The sequence below is a fragment of the Streptomyces sp. A0958 genome, from assembly GCF_004795035.1.
Classification (GTDB): Bacteria; Actinomycetota; Actinomycetes; order Streptomycetales; family Streptomycetaceae; genus Streptomyces.
In genome coordinates, this window is the sequence record NZ_SSBK01000001.1 from 406,518 (window position 1) to 431,010 (window position 24,493).

At 69.4% G+C, this 24,493-nt stretch carries 15 protein-coding genes and 1 pseudogene; 10 read left to right on the top strand and 6 right to left on the bottom strand.

What is annotated here, in order from left to right; all coding sequences use genetic code 11:
* The first annotated feature begins 93 nt into the window (after window positions 1-93).
* The 4 genes from rpsK (at window position 94) to truA (ending at window position 3,214) form a co-directional block, all read left to right on the top strand.
* Entirely contained in the window at window positions 94-498 is a 405-nt protein-coding gene (gene rpsK / locus E6P78_RS02120) for a 30S ribosomal protein S11 (RefSeq protein WP_003956432.1), read from the top strand.
* Between the two features lie 138 nt (window positions 499-636).
* Window positions 637-1,659 (top strand): DNA-directed RNA polymerase subunit alpha, encoded by a 1,023-nt coding sequence (locus E6P78_RS02125; RefSeq protein WP_003966937.1) that lies wholly within the window; start codon window positions 637-639, stop codon window positions 1,657-1,659.
* Window positions 1,660-1,794: 135 nt separating this feature from the next.
* Window positions 1,795-2,271: a 50S ribosomal protein L17 gene (gene rplQ, locus E6P78_RS02130; protein WP_136201726.1), complete on the top strand. Its 477-nt coding sequence runs from the start codon at window positions 1,795-1,797 to the stop codon at window positions 2,269-2,271.
* A gap of 88 nt (window positions 2,272-2,359) precedes the next feature.
* Entirely contained in the window at window positions 2,360-3,214 is an 855-nt protein-coding gene (truA, locus tag E6P78_RS02135) for a tRNA pseudouridine(38-40) synthase TruA (RefSeq protein ID WP_136201727.1), read from the top strand.
* A gap of 10 nt (window positions 3,215-3,224) precedes the next feature.
* On the opposite strand, the gene E6P78_RS02140 is transcribed toward truA, so the two are convergent.
* Window positions 3,225-4,088, bottom strand: a complete 864-nt coding sequence (locus tag E6P78_RS02140; protein WP_136201728.1) for a hypothetical protein — start codon at window positions 4,086-4,088, stop codon at window positions 3,225-3,227.
* A 58-nt stretch (window positions 4,089-4,146) separates the two neighbouring features.
* Between E6P78_RS02140 and E6P78_RS02145 the strand changes: the two genes are divergently transcribed.
* The 4 genes from E6P78_RS02145 (at window position 4,147) to glmM (ending at window position 9,085) form a co-directional block, all read left to right on the top strand.
* Window positions 4,147-5,775: an ATP-binding cassette domain-containing protein gene (locus E6P78_RS02145; protein WP_206307698.1), complete on the top strand. Its 1,629-nt coding sequence runs from the start codon at window positions 4,147-4,149 to the stop codon at window positions 5,773-5,775.
* A gap of 761 nt (window positions 5,776-6,536) precedes the next feature.
* The gene (rplM, locus tag E6P78_RS02150) at window positions 6,537-6,980 is read left to right on the top strand and encodes a 50S ribosomal protein L13 (protein ID WP_136201730.1); all 444 of its coding nucleotides are present in this window, start codon (window positions 6,537-6,539) and stop codon (window positions 6,978-6,980) included.
* 84 nt (window positions 6,981-7,064) lie between these two features.
* The gene (rpsI, locus tag E6P78_RS02155; RefSeq protein WP_136201785.1) at window positions 7,065-7,562 is read left to right on the top strand and encodes a 30S ribosomal protein S9; all 498 of its coding nucleotides are present in this window, start codon (window positions 7,065-7,067) and stop codon (window positions 7,560-7,562) included.
* A 164-nt stretch (window positions 7,563-7,726) separates the two neighbouring features.
* Entirely contained in the window at window positions 7,727-9,085 is a 1,359-nt protein-coding gene (gene glmM, locus E6P78_RS02160; protein WP_136201731.1) for a phosphoglucosamine mutase, read from the top strand.
* A gap of 142 nt (window positions 9,086-9,227) precedes the next feature.
* Here glmM and E6P78_RS02165 read toward each other — a convergent pair whose 3' ends face one another.
* From E6P78_RS02165 to E6P78_RS02175, 3 genes are all read right to left on the bottom strand, one after another.
* Window positions 9,228-10,196, bottom strand: a complete 969-nt coding sequence (locus E6P78_RS02165) for a DUF389 domain-containing protein (RefSeq protein ID WP_136201732.1) — start codon at window positions 10,194-10,196, stop codon at window positions 9,228-9,230.
* Between the two features lie 36 nt (window positions 10,197-10,232).
* Window positions 10,233-11,225 (bottom strand): type I pantothenate kinase, encoded by a 993-nt coding sequence (gene coaA, locus E6P78_RS02170; RefSeq protein WP_136201733.1) that lies wholly within the window; start codon window positions 11,223-11,225, stop codon window positions 10,233-10,235.
* Between the two features lie 148 nt (window positions 11,226-11,373).
* Window positions 11,374-14,541, bottom strand: coding sequence for an FG-GAP-like repeat-containing protein (locus tag E6P78_RS02175; RefSeq protein ID WP_136201734.1), 3,168 nt, complete (start codon window positions 14,539-14,541; stop codon window positions 11,374-11,376).
* Window positions 14,542-15,063: 522 nt separating this feature from the next.
* Here E6P78_RS02175 and E6P78_RS02180 point away from each other — a divergent pair.
* On the top strand, window positions 15,064-22,812 hold the full coding sequence (locus E6P78_RS02180) for a ricin-type beta-trefoil lectin domain protein (RefSeq protein WP_136201735.1): 7,749 nt from the start codon (window positions 15,064-15,066) through the stop codon (window positions 22,810-22,812).
* Window positions 22,785-23,249: an Imm10 family immunity protein gene (locus tag E6P78_RS02185; protein WP_240799003.1), complete on the top strand. Its 465-nt coding sequence runs from the start codon at window positions 22,785-22,787 to the stop codon at window positions 23,247-23,249. Before E6P78_RS02180 ends, E6P78_RS02185 begins: the two co-directional genes overlap by 28 nt.
* Window positions 23,250-23,385: 136 nt before the next feature.
* Here E6P78_RS02185 and E6P78_RS02190 read toward each other — a convergent pair.
* Window positions 23,386-23,922 (bottom strand): annotated as a pseudogene (locus tag E6P78_RS02190) (site-specific integrase); the annotation flags it as partial.
* Between the two features lie 40 nt (window positions 23,923-23,962).
* Window positions 23,963-24,493, bottom strand: a 531-nt coding sequence (locus E6P78_RS02195) for a transposase (RefSeq protein ID WP_206307692.1), incomplete at its 5' end; no start/stop codon positions are given.

Below are 24,493 nucleotides of genomic sequence, written 5' to 3' on the forward strand. Positions count from 1 at the left end.
GCACTGCGCGCGTCCGGACCTCCGGACAGGCGCAGCAACCAGCGGTCTTCGCTGTAGGACCGATCACCTCCCCTCTCCATCTGGAGTCAAGACATGCCCCCCAAGGGTCGTCAGGGCGCAGCCAAGAAGGTGCGTCGCAAGGAAAAGAAGAACGTCGCTCACGGCCACGCGCACATCAAGAGCACGTTCAACAACACCATCGTCTCGATCACGGACCCCTCGGGCAACGTGATCTCCTGGGCCTCCGCCGGCCACGTCGGCTTCAAGGGCTCGCGCAAGTCCACCCCCTTCGCCGCGCAGATGGCCGCCGAGTCGGCCGCCCGCCGCGCGCAGGAGCACGGCATGCGCAAGGTCGACGTCTTCGTGAAGGGTCCGGGCTCCGGCCGCGAGACCGCGATCCGCTCCCTGCAGGCCACGGGCCTGGAGGTCGGTTCGATCCAGGACGTCACCCCGACGCCGCACAACGGCTGCCGTCCGCCGAAGCGTCGCCGCGTCTGATCCGTCACGGCCGGTGACGGCCGTACGGCAGGAGCGTGGGTACGGGCGGTGTGCCCCCTGCGGGGGCGTACCGCCCGTATCCTTGTTTCATCTGTCGGGTGTCAAATAGTGGGCGCCCACGACTGAAGGATTCACATCATGCTGATCGCTCAGCGTCCGTCGCTGACCGAAGAGGTCGTCGACGAATTCCGCTCGCGCTTCGTCATCGAGCCGCTGGAGCCCGGCTTCGGCTACACGCTCGGCAACTCCCTGCGCCGCACGCTCCTCTCCTCGATCCCGGGTGCCGCTGTCACCAGCATCCGCATCGACGGTGTCCTGCACGAGTTCACCACCGTGCCGGGCGTCAAGGAGGACGTGACCGACCTCATCCTCAACATCAAGCAGCTGGTCGTCTCCTCGGAGCACGACGAGCCGGTCGTGATGTACCTGCGCAAGCAGGGCCCCGGCCTGGTCACCGCCGCGGACATCGCCCCGCCGGCCGGTGTCGAGGTGCACAACCCGGACCTGGTCCTGGCCACGCTGAACGGCAAGGGCAAGCTGGAGATGGAGCTGACCGTCGAGCGCGGTCGCGGCTACGTCTCCGCCGTCCAGAACAAGCAGGTCGGCCAGGAGATCGGCCGCATCCCGGTCGACTCCATCTACTCGCCGGTGCTCAAGGTCACGTACAAGGTCGAGGCGACCCGTGTCGAGCAGCGCACCGACTTCGACAAGCTGATCGTCGACGTCGAGACCAAGCAGGCCATGCGCCCCCGTGACGCCATGGCGTCGGCCGGTAAGACCCTGGTCGAGCTGTTCGGTCTGGCGCGCGAGCTCAACATCGACGCCGAGGGCATCGACATGGGCCCGTCGCCGACGGACGCCGCCCTCGCGGCCGACCTGGCGCTGCCGATCGAGGAGCTGGAGCTCACGGTCCGCTCGTACAACTGCCTCAAGCGCGAGGGCATCCACTCGGTGGGCGAGCTGGTGGCCCGCTCCGAGGCGGACCTGCTCGACATCCGCAACTTCGGTGCGAAGTCGATCGACGAGGTCAAGGCCAAGCTGGCCGGTATGGGCCTGGCGCTGAAGGACTCGCCTCCCGGCTTCGACCCGACCGCCGCCGCGGACGCCTTCGGGGCGGACGACGACGCGGACGCCGGTTTCGTGGAGACCGAGCAGTACTGAGCCCGGACCCCGGGTCGAGGGCTTTGTCCTCAATCGCCGGACGGGCTTGAAAGGAAGACTTCCGCGTGGCGACCGCCGCGCGGGAACTGACATCGGTACCTGATACGGCCGGTGCAGCACACAAGGAGAAAACCCATGCCGAAGCCCGCCAAGGGTGCCCGTCTGGGCGGCAGCGCCGCGCACGAGAAGCTTCTTCTCAACAACCTCGCGAAGTCGCTGTTCGAGCACGGCCGCATCACCACGACCGAGGCCAAGGCGCGTCGCCTGCGTCCGGTCGCGGAGCGCTTCATCACCAAGGCGAAGAAGGGCGACATCCACAACCGTCGCCTGGTGCTGCAGTCGATCACGGACAAGGGCGTCGTCCACACGCTCTTCACCGAGATCGCCCCGCGGTACGAGAACCGCCCCGGTGGTTACACCCGCATCACCAAGATCGGCAACCGTCGTGGCGACAACGCCCCGATGGCCGTCATCGAGCTGGTCGAGGCGCTGACCGTGGCGCAGCAGGCCACCGGTGAGGCCGAGGCCGCCACCAAGCGTGCGGTCAAGGAAGACGCGGCCAAGCAGGACGAGACCCCGGTCGAGTCCGTCGAGGACGCGAAGGACGCCTGAGCGTTCCGGAACCACTGAACGGGTCCGCATCACCCTCCGGGGCGGTGCGGGCCCGTTCGGCTGTGCGGGATCTTGAGAGGATGCGCTGGTGAGTGACGAGGTGGAGCCCGGCTTCGTGCGGGTGCGGCTGGACCTGGCCTATGACGGCAAGGACTTCTCGGGCTGGGCGAAGCAGACCGCGCGGCGGACGGTCCAGGGGGAGATCGAGGACGCGCTGCGGACCGTGACCCGCTCCTCGCGCACGTACGACCTGACGGTGGCCGGGCGTACCGATGCCGGGGTGCACGCCCGTGGCCAGGTGGCCCATGTGGACCTGCCGGCCGAGGTGTGGGCCGAGCACGCGGAGAAGCTGTTGCGGCGGCTGGCCGGGCGGATGGCGCCCGATGTGCGGGTGTGGCGGATCGCGGAGGCACCGGCGGGGTTCAACGCCCGGTTCTCGGCCCTGTGGCGTCGGTACGCCTACCGGGTGGCGGACCGGCCCGGCGGGGTGGACCCCCTGGTGCGGGGCCATGTGCTGTGGCACGACCGGCCGTTGGACGTGGCCGCGATGAACGCCGCGGCCGTGCGCATGACCGGGGAGCACGACTTCGCCGCGTACTGCAAGAAGCGCGAGGGCGCGACGACCATCCGGACGCTGCAGAAGCTGAGTTGGGTACGGGACGAGGCGTCCGGGGTCATCACCGGGACCGTGCAGGCCGACGCCTTCTGCCACAACATGGTGCGCGCCCTGGTGGGGGCGATGCTGTTCGTGGGCGACGGGCGCCGCCCCGACCCGTGGCCGGCCGAGGTGCTGGCGGCCGGGGTGCGCGACCCGGGGGTGCACGTGGTGCGCCCGCACGGGCTGACGCTGGAGGAAGTGGCGTACCCGGCCGATGAGTTGCTGGCCGCGCGGGCGGTGGAGGCCCGCAATGTGCGGACCCTGCCGGGGGCCGGCTGCTGCTGACCCGGGAGGCTCAGGTCGTGGTGACGGTCGCGGCGGCCGATGCCTGGACCTCGCCCCGGTGGCGGATCTGACGGAACGTGAAGTTCGTCAGGTCGTCGCCGACGGCGTACACGTTCTTGTCGGCCTTGGTGACGTCCTTGCCGTTGGTGAAGCCGCCGACCGTGAAGTACGCGTACCTGCCGTAGGAGTTGGCGGTGCGGCGGCAGATCGCGCCGTCGCGGCAGAAGACGGGGACGCCCGACCCGCTCAGCGAGGCGATGCCGCCACTGGCCTGCTGGGCGGTCTTCTTGGCCTGGGCCTCGGTGTCGAAGACCGCGATGCCGACGGTGACCGCCACGCCGTCGTGGCTGTAGGTGGCCCGGATGACCCGGTCGCAGCCGTTGGCGGTGAGGATCGAGCCGAGCGCGCCCTGCGTGGTCGTGGCGCAGTGGGTGGTGCTGTGGGTGGCGCCCTTGGTGTGGACGCGGTCGCCGGAGGTGAGGGTCTTTCCGGGGAAGAAGGCGTCGACGGTGACGGGCAGCCGGTCCTTCTTCACGTCGGATATGTAGTCCTTGGGGTCCGGCGGGGGCGGCGGCGCCACCGAGGAGAAGGACGGCTCGGGCTCGGTGGTCTCGCTGGGCAGCGCGCTCGCCGAGGGCAGCTCGCCGGTGTGCTTGCCGGCGGTGCCGTCGGAGTGGTTGCTGTTGGCCGAGATGACCGCGGTCGCCACGATCGCGGCGACCGCCGCGGTGGCCAGCGCGCCCCCGCCGATCAGCAGCAACTTCTTGCGCCTGGCGCGCGCCGCGGACGCCTCGGCCAGTGCCTCCCAGTCCGGAGTCCCGCTGTTTCCCGGCCCCGCCGGCCCCCAGGAGGGCCCCCCTTGCCCAAAGCTCATGCCGCGCATCCTAGACCGAAGCCAAATCGGTTGGGCCAATGCTTCGCGGCCCGTGACAATGCTGTGCATGGGACATCTCGAAGCAGGCCATCTTGAGTACTACCTACCGGACGGGCGGGTGCTGCTCGGCGATGCTTCGTTCCGGGTGGCGGACGGTGCCGTGGTCGCCCTCGTCGGGGCGAACGGGGCCGGCAAGACCACGCTCCTGCGGCTGCTCGCCGGGGAGCTCCAGCCGCACGGCGGCTCGGTGTCGGTGAGCGGCGGGCTCGGCGTGATGCGGCAGTTCGTCGGTTCGGTGCGCGACGAACGTACGGTCCGCGACCTGCTGGTCTCCGTCGCCCAGCCCCGCATCCGGGAGGCCGCGCTCGCCGTCGACCGGGCCGAGGAGCGCATCCTCACCGTGGACGACGAGGCCGCGCAGATGGCGTACGCGCAGGCGCTGAGCGACTGGGCGGAGGCGCGGGGGTACGAGGCCGAGACGCTCTGGGACATGTGCACGACGGCCGCGCTCGGCGTCCCGTACGAGAAGGCGCAGTGGCGCGAGGTGCGCACGCTGTCCGGGGGTGAGCAGAAGCGGCTGGTCCTGGAGGCGCTGCTGCGCGGGCCCGACGAGGTGCTGCTGCTCGACGAGCCGGACAACTATCTGGACGTGCCCGGCAAGCGGTGGCTGGAGGAGAAGCTGAAGGAGACCCGTAAGACGGTCCTCTTCGTCTCCCACGACCGCGAGCTGCTGTCCCGGGCCGCGCAGAAGATCGTCAGCGTGGAGCCGAGCCCGGCCGGCAGCGACGTATGGGTGCACGGTGGCGGCTTCGACACGTACCACCAGGCCCGCAAGGAGCGGTTCGCGCGCTTCGAGGAGCTGCTGCGGCGCTGGGAGGAGGAGCACAAGCGGCTGAAGGCGCTCGTCCTGCGGCTGCGGCAGCAGGCGGCGAACAGCCCCGACATGGCGAGCCGCTACCACGCGATGCAGACCCGCTTCCGGAGGTTCGAGGAGGCGGGCCCGCCGCCGGAGCCGCCGCGCGAGCAGGACATCCGGATGCGGCTGCGCGGCGGCCGGACCGGGGTGCGGGCGGTGACCTGCGTGAACCTGGAGCTGACCGGCCTGATGAAGCCGTTCGACCTGGAGATCTACTACGGGGAACGGGTCGCGGTCCTCGGCTCCAACGGTTCGGGCAAGTCCCACTTCCTGCGGCTGCTGGCGGGCGAGCCGGTCGCGCACACGGGGGAGTGGAAGCTCGGCGCGCGGGTGGTCCCCGGCCACTTCGCGCAGACCCACTCCCACCCGGAGCTGCTGGGCCGGACGCTGGTCGACATCCTGTGGACGGAGCACGCGAAGGACCGGGGCGCGGCGATGTCCGTGCTGCGTCGCTACGAGCTGGAGCGGCAGGGCGACCAGCCGTTCGAGAAGCTGTCCGGCGGCCAGCAGGCCCGGTTCCAGATCCTGCTGCTTGAGCTGTCCGGCACGACCGCGCTACTGCTGGACGAGCCGACGGACAACCTGGACCTGGAGTCGGCGGAGGCGTTGCAGGACGGCCTGGAGGTGTACGACGGCACGGTCATGGCCGTCACGCACGACCGGTGGTTCGCCAAGAGCTTCGACCGGTTCCTGGTCTTCGGCTCGGACGGGGTCGTACGGGAGACGCCCGAGCCGGTGTGGGACGAGCGGCGGGTGGAGCGGGCGCGGTGACGCGGGGCCCCTCCGCGGGGTGCGGGTCGCGCCCTCTGTCCGGTGGGTGCGGGCCGCGCCTCTGTCCGGTGGGTGGGGGTGGGGGCCCTCCGGGCAGACTCCTCAAAAACGGCGTGTTCACCCGGGTACGTGGAGGACCCGGGTCGTACGCCATTTTCTGCGGGGACTGCCCTGCACGCCCCCACCCACGTGTGCCTGCGTCTGTACGCCGGTGGTACGTCTGCCGCAGACGCACGGCGGCCGGTCCGGGGGCGTGCAGGGGAGTCCCCGCAGGACGGGGAACGGATACCCGGGTGCCACTGCGTACCGGCGGAACGTTCGTCGTCCGAGGAGACGCCCCGGAGGGACCCCGGACCCCACCCAGGGAGCGCGGGCGTGCTTTTGAGCCCGTCCGGCGATTGAGGACGGAACCCTCCGCCTCGGGACGGGGCGAACCCACGGGGCCGGCGCCTTATTCAAGCCGGTCCGGCGATTGAGGACAGAGACCCGCGCCCCGGACCGGGGCGAGCCCCGGGGATGCCGCCCGCCCAAGGGCCGCCCCGCGTTTTGACCCGTCCGGGGCGGGGCGGGTAGTGTCGACCCTTGTTATACGTATTGGCTGCGTCGTTCTCACGCGAAGGGCCCTTACGTAGGTTCTCTGGAGCAGTTACCAGTGGCTCGCATACGGGCAGCGTCCCCGGCATTGTGAGCCCCAGCTGCATGATCGCTTCAGAGGTGCCGTGTGTCTGGACCCCATCCACTGAAGAAGCGAAGGCTACGAAGTGCGTACGTACAGCCCCAAGCCCGGCGATGTCACTCGCCAGTGGCACATCATCGACGCGCAGGACATCGTCCTGGGCCGTCTGGCCACCACGGCTGCGAACCTCCTCCGAGGCAAGCACAAGGCGATTTACGCCCCCCACATGGACATGGGCGACTTCGTCATCATCATCAACGCCGACAAGGTGCACCTGTCGGGCAACAAGAAGACCCAGAAGATGGCGTACCGCCACTCCGGGTTCCCGGGCGGTCTGCGCTCCGTGCGCTACGACGAGCTGCTCTCGAAGAACCCCGAGAAGGCCGTCGAGAAGGCCATCAAGGGCATGATCCCCAAGAACACCCTGGGCCGTCAGATGATCTCGAAGCTGAAGGTCTACGCGGGCGACCAGCACCCGCACGCTGCGCAGCAGCCGGTCCCGTACGAGATCACCCAGGTCGCGCAGTAGTTCCGGCCTCCCCCCAAAGACGTAAAGAAAGATCTGAGGAGAATCGTGGCCGAGACCACTGTTGAGACAAGCACCGACGAGGCTGTGGGCACCGAGGGCGAGGAGACCTTCGCCGAGGTGACCACTTTCGAGTCGGAGGTCCCCGTCGAGGGTGAGTACACCTCCGAGTCGCTCGCCGGCCGCTTCGGCGACCCGCAGCCCGCCGCCGGCCTCGGCCGTCGCAAGAACGCCATCGCCCGCGTCCGGATCGTCCCGGGCACCGGCAAGTGGAAGATCAACGGTCGCACCCTTGAGGGTTACTTCCCGAACAAGGTGCACCAGCAGGAAGTCAACGAGCCCTTCAAGGTGCTCGAGCTCGACAACCGCTACGACGTCATCGCCCGCATCTCGGGTGGCGGCGTCTCGGGTCAGGCCGGCGCCCTGCGCCTCGGTGTGGCCCGTGCGCTGAACGAGGCGGACGTGGACAACAACCGCGCCACGCTGAAGAAGGCCGGCTTCCTCTCCCGCGACGACCGTGCGGTCGAGCGCAAGAAGGCCGGTCTCAAGAAGGCCCGCAAGGCCCCGCAGTACAGCAAGCGCTAAACCGCCTGCTCATCCGCGTTACACGTTCGCCCCGGCGGCACACCTCGTGCTGCCGGGGCGTTCGTTTATCGACATCCTCGGGCATATAACGACATAAGACGTTCATAGGCTTGTTGGTTACTTGATCTGAACTTTGCGTTTCGGAGCACTTTCGGAGGACACCAGTGGGACGACTCTTCGGCACGGACGGCGTGCGCGGTGTCGCCAATGCGGACCTGACGGCCGAGCTCGCGCTCGGCCTCTCAGTGGCCGCGGCGCACGTACTGGCCGAGGCGGGCACCTTCGAGGGCCATCGGCCCACGGCCGTCGTGGGCCGTGACCCACGAGCCTCCGGAGAGTTCCTGGAGGCCGCCGTCGTGGCCGGCCTCGCCAGCGCGGGCGTCGACGTCCTGCGCGTCGGCGTGCTGCCGACCCCGGCCGTGGCCTACCTCACGGGCGCGCTGGGCGCCGACATCGGGGTCATGCTCTCGGCCAGCCACAACGCCATGCCGGACAACGGTGTCAAGTTCTTCGCGCGCGGCGGCCACAAGCTGGCGGACGAGCTGGAGGACCGCATCGAGACGGTCTACGAGCAGCACCGCACCGGTGAGCCGTGGTCCCGCCCGACCGGCTCCGGCGTCGGCCGCGTCACCGACTACACCGAGGGCTTCGACCGTTACGTCGCCCACCTCATCGGCGTCCTGCCCAATCGGCTCGACGGCCTGAAGGTCGTCCTGGACGAGGCCCACGGCGCCGCCGCCCACGTCTCGCCCGAGGCCTTCGCCCGCGCCGGGGCCGAGGTCATCACGATCGGCGCCGAGCCGGACGGCCTGAACATCAACGACGGCTGCGGCTCCACGCACCTGGCGCTGCTGCGCGCCGCCGTCGTCGAGCACGGCGCCGACCTCGGCATCGCGCACGACGGCGACGCCGACCGCTGCCTGGCCGTGGACGCGGCGGGCGAGGAGGTCGACGGCGACCAGATCCTGGCCGTGCTGGCCCTCGCCATGCGGGAGGCCGGACAACTGCGCGGGGAGACCGTCGTCGGCACCGTGATGTCGAACCTCGGCTTCAAGATCGCCATGGAGCGCGAGGGCATCCAGCTCGTCCAGACCGCCGTCGGCGACCGCTACGTCCTGGAGTCCATGAAGGCCGAGGGCTACGCGCTGGGCGGCGAGCAGTCCGGCCACGTCATCGTCCTGGACCACGCCACGACCGGCGACGGCACGCTGACCGGCCTGATGCTGGCGGCCCGCGTCGCCGCGACGGGCCGCCCGCTCGCGGAGCTGGCCGGCGTGATGGAGCGCCTGCCGCAGGTCCTCGTCAACGTCCCGGACGTCGACAAGTCCCGCGTGCACACCTCGCAGGAGGTGGCCGCAGCCGTCACCGAGGCCGAACGCGAGCTGGGCGCGACCGGCCGCGTCCTGCTGCGCCCGTCGGGCACGGAGCCGCTGGTACGGGTCATGGTCGAGGCGGCGGACATCGAGCAGGCACGCGCGGTGGCCGGGCAGCTGGCGGATGTCGTGAAGTCGGCGCTGGGGTAGTCCGGGGCCGGGGCCGGGGCTCGGGCTGCGGCCGGGGCCGGGGCCGGGGCTCGGGCTGCGGCCGGGGCCGGGGGTGGGGCTCGGGCTGCGGCCGGGGCCGGGGGTGGGCGGTGGCGCCGCGAAGGCTCGCCGCCCACCCGCCTCAGCCGTTCCCCTCGGCCGCCGCCGGGGGCTCCTGGGCGCGCTGCCGGCGCTGGGCGGCGCGCCACAGCGCCTTCTGGGCGATCAGCGTCAGCGTGCCGGCGAGCACGATGCCGCCGAGGTTCTCCAGGAGCTGGCGCGCGGAGCCGGACATCTGGGCGTAGTCGCTGTAGCTGAAGGCCACCGCCGCGTTGGCGGCGGCCGGCACGGTGGTCACCGAGATGGCGACCCCGATCAGCGCCCCCGACTTCGCCGAGGTCAGCGACAGCGTCCCGGCGACGCCCGCGAGGAACGCGACGACGAAGGACAGCCAGTCCGGCTGCCAGACGAACGCGGTGTTGGGCCGGTCGGCCTCGATCATGCCCTGGTCGAACAGTCCGAAGAGGTCCATCAGCCAGGAGAACCCGGACGTCAGCACCATGGCCGCCGCGAAGCCGCCGACGAGCGCCGACAGCGAGCGCCACACGAGGTGCGGGGCGCGCTGCACCAGGGCGGTGGAGATCCCGGCCAGCGGCCCGAACTCCGGGCCGACCGCCATCGCGCCCACGATGAGGATCGAGTTGTCGAGCATCACACCGCAGGCCGCGAGCATCGTCGCGACGGAGAGGAACGCCAGGTAGGTGACGCTGAACGTGGACTCCTCGTGGGTCGCCTCGGACAGCTCCTCCCACAGGACCGCGTCCGCACCCTCGCCCGGCGCGGCCCGCTCCGCCTCCTCGGCGCACGCGGAGAGCGTGAGGTCCAGGTTGGCGACGGTGACCGCCCCGTACCGGTCGACCCCGAGCCGCCGCAGCGCCCCGATCAGCTCGTCGCCCGCCTCGCGCGCGACGTCGCACACCACCACGTCACCGGCGGGGTCGCGCGCGACCCCGGGCAGCACCACGAGGTGGGCGGTGCCGGCGGTCCGCTCCAGCAGGCCCGTCACCTCGTCCGTACGGTCGGCGGGCACGATCAGGCGCAGATGCAGCACAACGCTCCTCGTGAAGGCTCGGGCGGCTCGAACGGCTCAGAGCTTGCGCAGGGACAGCCGCTGGACCTTGTGGTCGGGCCCCTTGCGCAGCACCAGCGTGGCACGTCCACGCGTCGGAGCGACGTTCTCCACGAGGTTCGGCCGGTTGATGGTGCGCCACATGGTGGCCGCGTACTCCAACGCCTCCGCCTCGGAGACCTGCGTGTACTTGCGGAAGTACGAGGACGGGTCCTGGAACGCCGTCTCGCGCAGCTTGCGGAAGCGGTTGAGGTACCAGGTCTCGATGTCCTCGGGCCGGGCGTCCACGTACACGCTGAAGTCGAAGTAGTCGGCGAGTCCCACCCTGGTGCGGCCGTCCTTGCCGGGCAGGGCGGGCTGGAGGACGTTCAGCCCCTCGACGATCAGGATGTCCGGACGCCGTACGGTGAGCCGCTCGCCGGGCACGATGTCGTAGATCAGGTGCGAGTAGACGGGTGCGGTCACCTCGTCCTTGCCGGCCTTGATGTCGGCGACGAAACGGGTCAGGGCGCGCCGGTCGTACGACTCCGGGAACCCCTTGCGCGACATGAGGCCGCGCGCGTGTAGCTCCTTCATCGGGAGCAGGAAGCCGTCGGTGGTCACCAGCTCCACCCTCGGGTGCTCCGGCCACCGGGCCAGCAGCGCCTGGAGGATACGGGCACTGGTGGACTTGCCCACGGCGACACTGCCCGCGACCCCTATGACGAACGGCGTCCCGCGCTGCGCGCCCTGCCCGTTGCCCGCGTCCCCGAGGAAGGTGTTCAGGGCGCCGCGCAGCCCGGAGGTGGCCTGCACGTACAGGTTGAGGAGGCGCGAGAGCGGCAGATAGACGTCCCGCACCTCGTCGAGGTCGATGACGTCCCCGAGCCCCCGCAGCCGCTCCACCTCGTCGGCGGTCAGCGGCAGCGGTGTCTTGTCGCGCAGCGCGCTCCACTCCGCCCGGGAGAGGTCGACGTACGGCGTCGCGGCGTGCTCGGCGCGCCGGGGGCTCCGCGCGGGTGAGGTGATCACGTCTTCATTGTCGCGGGAGTTCCCCGGGAGCGGGGGGTGGGCTCGGTCACGTAGGGGAACGGGGCCGTGCGGGGAGGGCGCGGTATGAGGGGCCGGCGGTCCGGGTGCGGGGTGGCGCCAGGACCGCCGGCCTTGCCGGGACGGGGCGTCAGCCGAAGGCCCTGATGGTCCCCCAGCCGCCGGAGATCACGGTTTTCGCGGCGGGGTTCGTGTTGGTGGTGGAGGGGTGGTACACCTTCACCGATCCGTCGGCGGTGAAGCGCGCCCAGATGTCGGGGACGCGGTCACCGTTGATGTCCGGAATGCCGATCACGGTGTCGATCTTCGCGCCGGTCCACCCCGTGCCGTACGAGGTGTCCTTGCCCTCCCGGGAGTCAGCGGCCGTCCTGAGCGAGTTCAGGTCCACGCTCCCGGTGGCCGTGCCGGGCTTGCCGTGCCGGATGTACATGTTCCCGTTGGACGTGTTCCGCCAGAGGAGGTCGGGCGTACCGTCCAGGTCGATGTCGGCGACGTTGACGATGTCCCGCACCTCCCACGCGCTGGCGCTCAACCGGACCGCCTCCTGGAAGGCGCCGCCGGTGTAGCCGCGCAGCACCCAGAGGGCGTCGCCGGTGCGCACGAACACCTCCGGGAGCCGGTCACCGGTGATGTCGCCGACGGCCTTGAGCTGGACCCAGGCCGCCGGGTCGGGGGTGTCCGAGGGCAGACGGACCTCCAGGCGCTTGTCCACGTCGAAGCTGCCGTAGCCGTCACCCGGGTAGAGCCAGAACCTGCCGTCCGGGGTACGGGCGAACAGGTCGGTGACGCCGTCGCCGGGGTAGACGTCGGCGTAGTGGGTGATCAACGCGGCCTTGCCGGTGGCCGGGGCGTACCAGTGGCCGGCGGGGTTCAGCTTCCCGCCGGTGGAGTAGCCGGCCGCGAGCGAGGTGTAGAGCTCGCCGTCGGGCAGGCCGGGGTAGGACCGGAGGTCGCCGTTCGCGTTGATGGTGAGCAGGTCGGCACGTCCGTCACCGTTGAGGTCGCCCGGCGCGTCCGCGGTGTCCCGCGGCGGCACGTAGAAGACGTAGTCGGTGTAGTCCTTCGACTTGTTGCCGACCGCGTCGAGGGCGTAGACCCGCATGCTGTTGGGGCCGGCGCCGGGCGGGGCAAGGGTCAGGGTGAGCACGCCGACGCTGTTGCCCGACTCGTCCTTGGTGGTGGTGGCGGCCTTCTCGGTGTAGTCGGCGCCGGTGAGCGTGTACGAGAACTTGGTGGCGCCGGGGGAGCTGAAGGTGAAGACGCCGGTCGCGCCGAACTTCTTCTCGGACCACGTCAGGCCGTCCGGGGTGGCCTCCGGGAAGTCCACGCTGGTCACGTCGGGTGCGGGCGGCGCGGAGCCGTCGACGGTGAACTGGCAGGGCTGGTCACCGGGCGGGAAGTAGGTGGAGACCGCGCCCGCGGTGTCCTCCGAGCGGACGTCCCACTTGTAGGTGGTCTTGTCCGCGAGGCTGCTGGACGGGATCGTCAGCGTCGCCTTGCCGCTGCTGTTCGGGGTGACCAGGGTGCCCGCGGGGGCGCTGGCCCCCGACTTCCACCAGCGGAAGCGCAGCTTGGAGAGGTTCTTGTCCGGGTCGGTCGCGGTCGCGGAGAGCACGATGTTCGTCTTGGCGACGGCTCGGCTGGCCGGGGCGGCCAGGCAGGCGCCGCCGGGGGTGGTGGTGCCGCCGGTCGGCTCGTTGGGCTTGCGGTTGTAGTCCACCTCAAGGGCGGCCGACGTGGCGCGGAACTTGCGCCAGGTGTAGGCGCTGGTCTCGGTGTTGGCCCGCATGCCCAGAGTGAGGGTCGACGCGCCGGCGTCGGCCGCGTACTGGGCACCGGCCTTCACGTTCCACAGCACGTACTCGTCGGAACAGGAGCTGTTGTAGCCGTGGGCGAACGACTGCGACTGGAGCAGCGACGACCAGCTCGGTTGCTTGTTCCATGTCGTGCCGGAGGAGATGGCCCCGGTGCGGTAGAGGTGGAACTGCCGGGCGTCGCACGACCACGAGTGGTTGTTGAGCACCTTGAACTGCGCCTTGGTGACGGTGGCGCCCTTCAGGGTGCTGGAGAAGCCCATCGTCCAGAACGAGCGTGCCAGGCCCTTGGTGTCGCTCTCGTAGCCGACGCGCGCGTCGGACGTGCCGGAGCTGAAGTTGGTGCCGTTGTAGAAACTGGAGTTCGGGTAGGGCCTGTAGGCGACGGTCCAGGACTTCCAGGCCGGCTTGATCGACGGGTCGACGAATAGTGGGTAGTGGACGTCGTCGTTCTGCAGCAGACCGGTCTCGGCCAGGTCCAGGCTGAGACGGGCCCCGTCGTCGTCCTTGTCCAGGGCGGTCCGCAACGGGCTGCTCTGCGCGCCGGGTTCGATGCCGCTCAGGCCGGACAGTGCCAGGACGTCCTCGGCGGTTCCGGTGGCCGTGTGCGCCTCGGAGCCGGGTTCCAGCTCGGGGTCGCGGCCCGATGAGTCCCAGGCGAACGGGGTGGGCACGGAACCGATCTCCCTGCCCTTCTTCGAGTCCAGCACACGGACCGTGTCGGTCGTGGGGTTGTGCTCGAACTGTGCCGTCTCGGAGCGCAGTCCGAAGACGAGGGTCTTCAGCTCCTTGTTCTGCGCGGCCTCGGACGACTTGATGACCATCAGTTGGGCGAAGCCGCCCTCCTCACGGGCGACCAGCAGCATGTCGACACCCGGAAAGACCTCCTGGTACAGCGCCCGTGGGCCGTCGAGCACCGGTTCGGGCAGTGGCTCGGGCCAGGTGTAGGCCACGGTGTGGCCTTCCAGCTCGACCTCGGCCAGGACGCTGTCCTCGGCGCCGGGCGTGGCCCGGAGGAAGCCGCGGTCGGCGCGCTCCGGACGGCTGCCGGCCGAGAAGCGGACCGGTGTCACGGCGTTCACCGGGGTGATGCCGTCCTTGGTGCGGCGCAGAGTCGTGTCGATCGGCGCCCACTGTCCGTCGGCGTTCCTCGCCCGTTGCGGGGTGGCGTGGATCTGCTGACGCATCTTTCCGTCGGGCAGAGCCCAGGTGAGCGTGGTGGCGGTGGTGGCCGCCTCGACGAGGACCTTCTTGCCGGTGCGGTGGGCCGCGTCGATCGCCTCCGACTCGGTCCGCGGGTGGTCGCCGGCGGGGGACGCCTCGGCGGCGCCGCCTCGGGCCTGCGGCGTCGCGTCCTCGTCCCCGGGCCAGCCGGTGAGCCACGGCAGCAGGGACGCCGTGAGCGCGGCCACGAGCAGGCCGAGGGTGACGGACAGCCGTGTGCGGCTGCGCACGAACGGTCTGAGCGGGCGTGGCACGGTCACGGGCTTCTCCGAGGGGACCGGACGGATGGGCGGGTCGATATGTCCGTGTCCCCGCCTTGCCGAGCGCGGGGAGACAGGCGCCCGCACGATCGCATGCGACCGGGGCAACCACCCAAAAGTAAAGACTTATTGTTTTGTGATCAAAACTCAGCGTGACGGGGTCGGGGGGCGAAAGGGATTGCGACCCATGGCTTTTTGGGGCGCAAGGCACCCGAGTGAAGCGGTGTGGGCGGAAGATCCCGTTCGGCTCATTGGATGGGTTCAAGATCATTTTCTCCCGTGGCGGAGATCACTTACGGCGCCGGGCGGTCACGCTGCGTTTCTTGATCATTCTTTGTGGTTCCTGTGAAGATTCCCGGCGCGTGCGTCCACACAGGGGGCGCTGCTTGGCGTTTCCAATGTCCGCCGTCCTTTGCGCAAGGTGGGAGTCGACGCATGCGTGCAGCAGGTCCGGGGTCCTGGCCGGGGCTTCGCCGGCCGGCCTTGTCCGGAAGATGCCGACGGAGACGTCGGCATCTCCGTATGGCGGTGATCGTCTCCTTGGCGTCGGCGCTCACCTGGGGCGGCCTGTCGCTGGAGGCGGTGGCCGTTCCGCCGAAGCCCCGCGAGGCGATGGCGGTCGAACTCCCCGATCTGCCCGAGAGCACGCGGACGGAACAGGACGAGAGCGCCGAGAAGCACCTGACGACCGCACCCGAGCAGGCCACCACCCCGTACGCCCCGCAAGCCGTGGAGCAGTGGTCACCGGGTGTGGGCACCGCCGACCTGACGGACGTGGAACCGGGCAGGTCGGTCCCGGTCGAGAACGTACCGACGGTCTCGCTCGGCGTACCCGAGGAAGGCGATCCGGCAGCGCTGGCCGGAGAGTGGACCGTCGATCTGAAGGCGCCAGAGGACTCACAGGCCGCCGAGGTCGACGGCCTGCTGATGGAGATTACCCCGCCGGCCACCGCCGACCCGGACGCCGAGGTCACCGTCGGGGTCGACTACACCTCCTTCGCCGACCTGTACGGACCGCAGGCCGCAGACCGGTTCGGCGTCGTCCTGCTGCCCAACTGCGTGGTCGACGCGCCGACCGAAGGCGAGTGCGCTCCCGAACCGGCGGCCGAGGAGGCGGCGGACGGCGCGACGGCGCAGGTGCAGCCGCTGGCCAGCGAGATCGAACTGGTCCACCCGAAGGGCACCGCCAAGTTGCGGGCTGCCGCGGAGAAGGAGGGCGAGACCCTCCGGACCCGCCGGGTGGTCTCCGCCACCGTCCCGGTGTCCGAACTCCTCGGACCCGACAGTGGTTCCAAGGCGTCCGGTGCGATGAGCGCGGCCGGCTCGGCCGAGACCGGCTCCCGCGCCGTCGGCGTGCTGGACACCGGAGCCTCCGCGGCGGGCGACTTCACCGCCACCCCGCTCCAGTCGTCCGGCTCCTGGGCGGCCGGTTCGTCCTCCGGCGCCTTCACCTACGGCTACCAGGTGCAGGTGCCCGAGGCGGCCGGCGGTCTGACCCCTCAGGTGGCTCTGTCCTACTCCTCCCAGTCGGTGGACGGCCGGACGTCGGCCACCAACAACCAGGCGTCCTGGATCGGTGACGGCTGGGACTACAACGCCGGCTCCATCACCCGCACCTACGCCTCCTGTCGCGAGGACGCCAAGAAGGCGGGCTCCAACAACGCGTCCCACAAGACGGGGGACCTGTGCTGGGGTTCGGACAACGCGACCCTGACGCTCGGCGGAGCGACGACCGAGCTGGTCTGGGACGCGGACCAGAAGGAGTGGTTCACCGCCAACGGCGACGGCTCCCGAATCCAGATCATCAAGGACACGTCCAAGGACAACACGGACGCCGACGGCGAGTACTGGATCGTCACCACCCGTGACGGCACCAGGTACCACTTCGGCCTGAACCATCTGCCGGGCTGGTCCAAGGGGGACCCGGTCACCCACTCGGTCCTGACGGTCCCGGTGTTCGGCAACCACGCGGGCGAGCCCTGCTACAAGGCCGGCGACTGGAAGGGTTCCGACTGCGAGCAGGCTTGGCGGTGGAACCTCGACTACGTCGAGGACGTCCACGGCAACGCCATGTCCCTGTGGTGGAAGAAGGAGACCAACCACTACGCCCGGAACTTCAACTGGAAGGCCCCGGTCTCCTACGACCGTGACGGCTACCTCCTGCACATCGACTACGGCCAGCGCAAGAACACCATCTTCTCCGCGGAGGCCCCCGGCCGCGTCGCCTTCGAGGTCGCCCCACGCTGTTACGCCGAAGGCTCCCTCGCGTGCAACGAGGCCAACTTCACGTCCAAGGACCCCGGCAAGTACCGCATCTGGTACGACACCCCGGCCGATCTGCGGTGCGCCTCCGGCAAGATGTGCTGGAACGCCGCGCCCTCATTCTGGTCCACCAAGCGCCTGGACCGAATCGAGACCTCCGCGCAGCGGCGTACCGACACCACGGCCCGTCAGGCGGTGGACCGCTACCAGCTCAAGCAGTCCTTCCCCTCTCTGCGCACCGGCCCGAACACCGCTCTGTGGCTCGAAACGATCACCCGCACCGGTTTCGCCCGCAACGGTGACACCGACGCGAGCGAGCAGCTGAACCCGGTCCGGTTCGAGGCGAACGCGGACGACATGCCCAACCGCGTGATGCGCGGTGACAAGGACCCCCGCCCCGGCTTCTCCCGTCTGCGCATCGGCCGCGTGATCAACGAGTACGGGGGCGAGACCGTCGTCACGTACAAGCAGCCGGAAGGGCAGTGCGCCACCGGACAGGGGCTGCCCGGCAAGTCGGACAAGGCCGCGCTGAAGGGCAACACACGTCTGTGCTACCCCTCCTTCTGGCACCCGGACCCGGAGAAGGAGGACATCGACTGGTTCCACAAGTACGTGGTCCAGGAGATCGAGGAACTGCCCAACGTCGACGGCGCCTACTCGACCAGTACCAAGTACACGTACGGCACCGCCGGCTGGAAGCTGGCCCAGCAGGAGTTCACGAAGAAGTCCACGCGGACGTACTCGCAGTTCGCCGGTTTCGACCGGACCACCGTGCTCACGGGCGCCGACGACAAGACGATCGGCAGCAAGCGGACGAAGGCCGTCACCCGGTTCTTCCGCGGCATGGGCGACAGCGTCCCGGTCAAGGACATCACAGGCACACACATCGCCTACGACCGCGAGCCGTTCGCCGGCCGCATAGCCGAGGAGCTCACCTACGCGGAGGCCACCGACGCGGACACCGCCTGGCTGACTCGTTCCGTCACCGTTCCGGAAGCCACCGAACTGGCCTCCCGCACCCGGGGCGACGGCCTCGACCCACTGAAGGCCTGGCGGGTCACCGAACCGCGCCAGCTCGCCTACAGCAAGGACGGCAAGTCAACCGTCCACACATCGGAGACGAAGACCGGCTACGACGCGGAGTACGGCCTGCCGGTACGGATCGAGACCCTCAAGGACAAGGCCGACCCCGGCCTCGTCGGTGACGTCTCCTGCACCGAGCTGGAGTACGTCCACCGCACGGACAAGAACATCATCGGTCTGACCAAGCAGACCCTGAGTAGCGCCACTCCGTGTGCCACGGCGGACTTCACCGACCTGAAGAAGCTCGCCTCCGGCTCCCGCACCGCCTACGACAGCGGCGAGTACGGTGCCGCGCTGACCGGCTCCACCCGGGGTCTGGCCACCCAGACCTGGTCGTTGAAGGCCGACGGGTCGGGGTTCCAGTCCGACGGCACCGTCGGGTTCGACTCCCTGGGCCGCGTGGTGAAGGCCACCGACCCGGACGGCAGGTCGTCCACGACCGAGTACACCATGGTCCACGGCCAGACGTTCGGCGTCACCGAGACGAACTCCAAGGGCCACGCCTCCACCCAGGAGGTCGAGCCCGGCCGCGGCACCACCACGAAGAGCACCGACGCCAACGGGCACGCCACGCAGACCGAGTTCGACCCACTGGGCCGGATCGTCCAGGCATGGGCCCCGGGCCGCGCCCGGTCGTCCGCCGCGGTGCCGGACTTCGCCGCCGAGTACCACATCTCGAAGAACGACCCGGAGGAGTCGGACCGCTTCCCTCCGTACGTGGTCACCAAGAGCCGGGGGCACAGGGACCGGGTCGAGACCTCCGTCACCATCTACGACGGCCTGGGCCGTGAGCGCCAGGCGCAGGAGGAGGCCACCGGCGGCGGCCGGCTGATCACCGACACGCTGTACAACAGCTCGGGCGAGGTCTGGCAGACCAACAACGCCTACCTGGCCGACGGCAAGCCGAACGGCCGGCTCTTCACCCCGCTCGCCGACACCGCCGTACCGAACGCGACCCGCTACACCTACGACGGCCTCGGCCGTGTGGTGAAGGAACTGCCGATCCTCGGCGGCAGCGAGATGGCGGCCCGCTCGACCCGCTACGAGTACGGCGCCGACTGGTCCACGGTCATCAACCCCTCCGGCGCGGCCTCCTACCGCGTCCGCACCGACTCGATGGGCCGCACCACCCAGGTCGACACCTTCACCGACGCCGAACGCACCCAGTACACCTCGGTGAAGTACGAGTTCGACGCACTCGGCCAGCTGGTGAAGGCGTACAGCGCACAGAACCCGAAGCGGAGCTGGAGCTGGAAGTACGACGGTCGCGGCCGGATGGTCTCGGCCACTGACCCGGACAGCGGCACCAGCACCACCGCGTACGACCACCGCGACCGGCCCGTCACCACGACCGACGCGCGCGGAGTCACCGTCTGGACCGAGTACGACGAGCTGTCCCGCCCCACGAAGCAACGCCTCGACGGCCCCACCGGCGACCTGCTCGCCTGGAGCACGTACGACACCGCCGCAGGCGGCAAGGGCCTGCCGGCCGCATCCGGGCGGGTCACGGACGGCCAGGAATACACGATGTCGGTCGACGGCTACACCGCCGACTACCAGCCGCGCTCCACCACGCTGTCGCTGCCGGAATCCGTCGCCACCACCTGGGGCCTGCGGAAGTCCTACACCTCCACGTACCACTACAGCGACACCGGTCTCCTCCTGGACGGCACCATCCCCGCTGCGGGGGCGTTCGACAGCGAGAAGCTGGTCGTGCGCTACAACGAGGACGGGCTGCCGCTCTCGGTCTCGGGCAAGGACTGGTACGGCTCCGAGGCCCAGTACTCCCCGTACGGCCAGCTGCTGCGCTCCACGCTGGGAGCCCAGCCCCACCGGGTGTGGGCGCTCGCCGGCTTCGACGACGCCTCCGGGGCCCTCACCGACCAGCAGGTGTACCGGGAGCAGAACGGCGACACCTCGGTGGTCGGCGGGAAGCTCGCCTCCCACCGGTCGTACTCGTACGACAACGCGGGCAACGTCACCGGTATCCGGGAGCGCTCGACCGGCATCCAGGAACGCCAGTGCTTCACCTACGATCCGATCGGCCAGCTGACCGAGGCGTGGACCTCCGCCGACCTCGACCACTGCGCCGACGGCCCGGTCAAGGAGGGCGGCGCCCTCAACGTGACGGCCGGCCCGGACGACTCCGGCTACTGGCAGAGTTACGAGTACGACCTGCTCGGCAACCGGACGAAGCTCACCGAGAAGGACCTCACCGGTGCCACCGCCAAGGACGCGGTGACGACCTACACCTACGGCAAGGCGGACGGCTCCCAGCCGCACACCCTGACCAAGGTGACCAAGAAGTACACCACTCCGGCCGGCGCCCAGGTCACCGCGGAGGCCGAACGGCTCTACGAGCTCACGGGCGAGACCAAGCAGGTCACCTCGCTGGAGAACGGTGACACCCAGGACCTCACCTGGACCTGGGACGGCCAGGTGGAGCGCCTCACAGGCCAGGGCAGCGGCGGCAAGACCTCCTACGTCGGCCCCGGCGGCAAGTGCCTGGACCTGAACGGCGGCAAGCCGGAGGAGAACAGGCCCGTCAACCTGTACTCCTGCAACGGAGCGGCCTCCCAGAAGTGGTCCTTCCAGGTGGCGCCCGGCCAGTCCGACCCGGACGTCGGCACGATGACCTTCCACGGCGGCACCTGGTGCGTCGCGCCCGGTTCGCCCTCCGCGGGGTCTGATCTGCGACTCCACAAGTGCGACGGTTCCGCCGACCAGAAGATCAAGCGCAACGCGTCGGGCCAGCTGATGCACGTCGGCACCGGCCTCTGCGTCGCGGTCGAGGGCGGCGCGACCGCCGACAGCACCTCCACCGTCCTCACCACCTGCTCGGCCACCTCGGCCGCGCAGAAGTGGGAGGCGCAGAACGAGACCCGTTACATCTACGGTCCGGACGGCGGCCGTCTGCTGACCGTCCAGGGCAAGCAGGCCACGCTCCACCTGGCGGAGACCGAGGTCACCACGCAGGCGGCGGGCAAGCTGGTCTCCACGCAGCGCAGCTACGGGGCGCCCGGCGGCAGCGTGCTGCGTCACCAGTACGGCTACCAGAAGGCCAGCACGCTGGCCGCCGAGGTCGGTGACCACCAGGGCAGTACGTATGCCGAGGTCGCCATGACCGACGGGATGCCGGTGCGGGTCCGTAAGCAGGACCCCTTCGGCAACGAGCGCGGCGCCGCTGCCTCCGGTACCGGCCCGCGGACCAGTGCGGCGTTCCTGGGCGTCTCCCCGGACGACGCCTCCGGCTACACCCAGCTCGGTGCCCGTATGTACGACCCGGCCGTCGGGCGCTTCCTGTCGGCGGACCCGGTGCTGGACATCGCGGACCCGATGCAGGCCAACGGGTACACCTACGCCCACAACAACCCGGTGACGCTGTCCGACCCGACGGGTCTGGCGGTCTCCCTGACGGCGTCGGAGACGGCGGCGGCCCTGGCCGGCGCGGGGCTGAGCCTGGCGCAGATCGCGCAGGCCAAGTCCGACTCCGGGCGTTCGCTGTCCTCGGTGGTGCTGTCCGTCGCCTGGTCGACGTTGAAGGACTTCATCGGATTCAACGACGCGATGGCGTGCTTCGGCGGTGACATGTGGTCGTGCGGCAGCTTGATCATCGGCGCGATTCCGTGGACGAAGCTCGGCAAGATCCCCTCCGTCCTGAAGGCCGTCAAACGCACGATCAACGCGATCCAGGCCTGGCGTTCGGCGAAGAAGAAGGCCGAGGCGGTCCTGGCCGCGGCCAAGGCCGCGCAGCACAAGGCGCTCGCGGCGAAGAAGGCGGCGATAGAGAAGGCGAAGAAGGCGGCGCAGGCCGCGAAGAAGAAGGCGGCGGAGAAGAAACAGACGACCAGTAACAAGGCCGTCAACCAGACGAAGAAGACAGGCAGCCCGGTCCAGAAACAGGCCCAGGCCAAGGCGGCGCCCAAGGTCTCCTCGGCGTCGGCGACCCACAAGAGCTCGGGTGGTGGCGCCAAGGCCGATACCACCAAGTCGGGTGGTTCCTCCGGCGGCTCCTCACGGAGCAAGGGCGGCAGCAGCGGTGACGGCGGTGCGGGCAAGGCGGGAGAGTCGAGCGGGTCCTGCTCGGTCGCCAACAGCTTCGTCCCCGGCACCAAGGTCGTGATGGCCGACGGCTCGACGAAGGCCATCGAGGACGTCAAGGTCGGCGACAAGGTCCTGGCCACCGACCCGGAGACCGGGCGGAAGACGGTCGAGACGGTCACCGCCGAGATCAAGGGCGAGGGTCTCAAGCACCTGGTCAAGGTCACGGTCGACACCGACGGCGACCGGGGCGACGAGACCGCCTCGGTCACCGCGACGGACGGCCACCCCTTCTGGGTCGAAGCGCTCGACGCCTGGATCGACGCCACCGACCTCAAGGCCGGCGAATGGCTCCGCACCAGCGCCGGAACGTATGTCCAGATCACCGCGGTCGAACGCTGGACCGCAGCCGGCGAAACCGTCCACAACCTCACCGTCCGTGACACGCACACGTACTATGTGCTGGCGGGGGCCACGCCGGTACTCGTTCACAACACTGGCGGTAACGGGCACATGTGCGATATCTCCGTGACGTCGTCAGATGGAAGTAAGAGCGATATCTCGCTGGAGAGCGGCGATATGACGCCTGAAGAGGCTTCGCTCGGATATCCCAACAACTCGGCTTTCACGCATACGGAGCATCGATTCTCACGCATGGCGGGTGCTTCCACTGGACCGAAGGTCTCGCTCCCGAACGATCCCTTCGCTGGCAAGTTCCCGTTGAGTGCTGGCGACTCGGTTAAGATGCAAGGCCAACTCCCCCCTTGCTCGCGGTGCAAGGGTGCGATGAACCGCATGGTCAATGAGTTGGGAGTTTCGGTCACATACGAATGGTCTGGCGCCAAGGGAGCTGGGTCATGGACAGCTGGAAGGAGGAGGCGCTAATGATGAGATTGACTGCCACAGAGGTTGGGTTCTTCGAGGATTACGAGGACGAAGAGACCCTTGAGGTGGGACTTGCTGGCGTGGATGGTGCTGGGGTCCCGCGATCGTTCTCAATTCAGCGATCCACGTATGAGCCTGATGAGCAAGAAGTCCAGTCTGGAATGGATTCCTATAACGTCTCTACTGAGCGAGGCTTCACCGTCTACGGTTGCCTTCGGAGCGTGCGGTTTTCCAATCTGGTTCTAGCGCTGGAATTCACTGCTGAGGATGCGGAGATTCTTGAAATCTCGACGCCTGTCGAAGTGAACCTGAGTGAAGCTCAGGTCGACGAAGGGAATCTGTCTCGGAAGCTTCGCGAGATCCTCGACTGGGGCTCTCTTGAGAAGCGGCCGGAATTGATTGGTATGGACGGTTCAGGGCCTGCCGTAGACGTTTAGGCGGCGCTCGTCGGTAATTTCCCACTAGGTCATTCCTAATGGGAGGTCGGGTAGCCGTTGCCCAGAAGAGGGCCCCCTCCGCGCTTCTGTGCGGAGGGGGCCCTCGGGCCGTTTGACGGCAGCGGTGACGGCAACGTCAGCGGACGACGGCAGCAGTGGGTGGGTCGTCGGGGGTGTCGGTCGGGCCGAGGATGCTGCCGAGGGTGTCGATGGCCTGGCGCTGGAGGCGGAGCCGGACGTGGGCGTAGACGCCGGCGGTGACGCCGATGTGGGCGTGTCCGAGGAGTTCCTTGATGACGACGAGGTCGACGCCCTGTTCCAGGAGCAGGGTGGCCGTCGAGTGACGGAGGTCGTGGAAGCGGATCATCCGGAGTCCAGCCTTGTGAAGGAGGCGGCGGAAGCGGCGGGTGAGGTTGCCGGGGTCGAGCGGCCTGCCCTTCGGGGTGGTGAAGACGAGCCCGTTGTCCGTCCAATCCGCCCGGGCTGCCTGACGCTCTTCTTGCTGCTGTTCCTGGTGGATCTTGAGGGAGTTGATGCATTCGGTGGGGAGCGCGATGCGGCGTTCGGAGGCGAGGGTCTTGGTGTGCAGGACGGTCAGGCCCTGGGTGCGGGTGCGCTGGAGGGAGCGGTGGATGGTGGCGGTGCCGCCGTCGAGGTCGAGGTCTTCCCAGTGGGGGTCTGTACAGCGAACGGTGGGACTCGGTTGATTGTTTCTACCGGCGTCCGGCGGTGAGCCGGCCGTTGAAGGTGATGTCGAAGGCTTGGAGTGCGGCCTTCCATCGCATGGTCCAGCGCTTGCTTCCGGTGCCCTTGGGGTCCAGGCTCATCACCGCGAGGTAGACGCACTTCAGCGCGGCCTGTTCCGTGGGGAAGTGGCCGCGGGCCCTCACGGCCTTGCGGATACGGGCGTTGACGGACTCGATCGCGTTGGTGGTACACACGATCTTCCGGATCTCGACATCGAACTGGAGGAAGGGGACGAACTCCGCCCAGGCACTTTCCCACAGCCGCACGATCGCCGGGTACTTCCGCCCCCAGGCCTCGCTGAACTCCAGGAAACGCTCCAGGGCGGCGTCCTCGGTCGGCGCGGTGTAGACGGGCTTGAGCGCCTTCGCGATCTTCTCCCAGTCCTGCCCGGCCGCGTAGCGGAAGCTGTTCCGCAGGAGGTGAACCACGCACGTTTGTACGATCGTCGCAGGCCAGACCGTGTTGACCGCGTCCGGCAGGCCGGTCAGTCCGTCGCA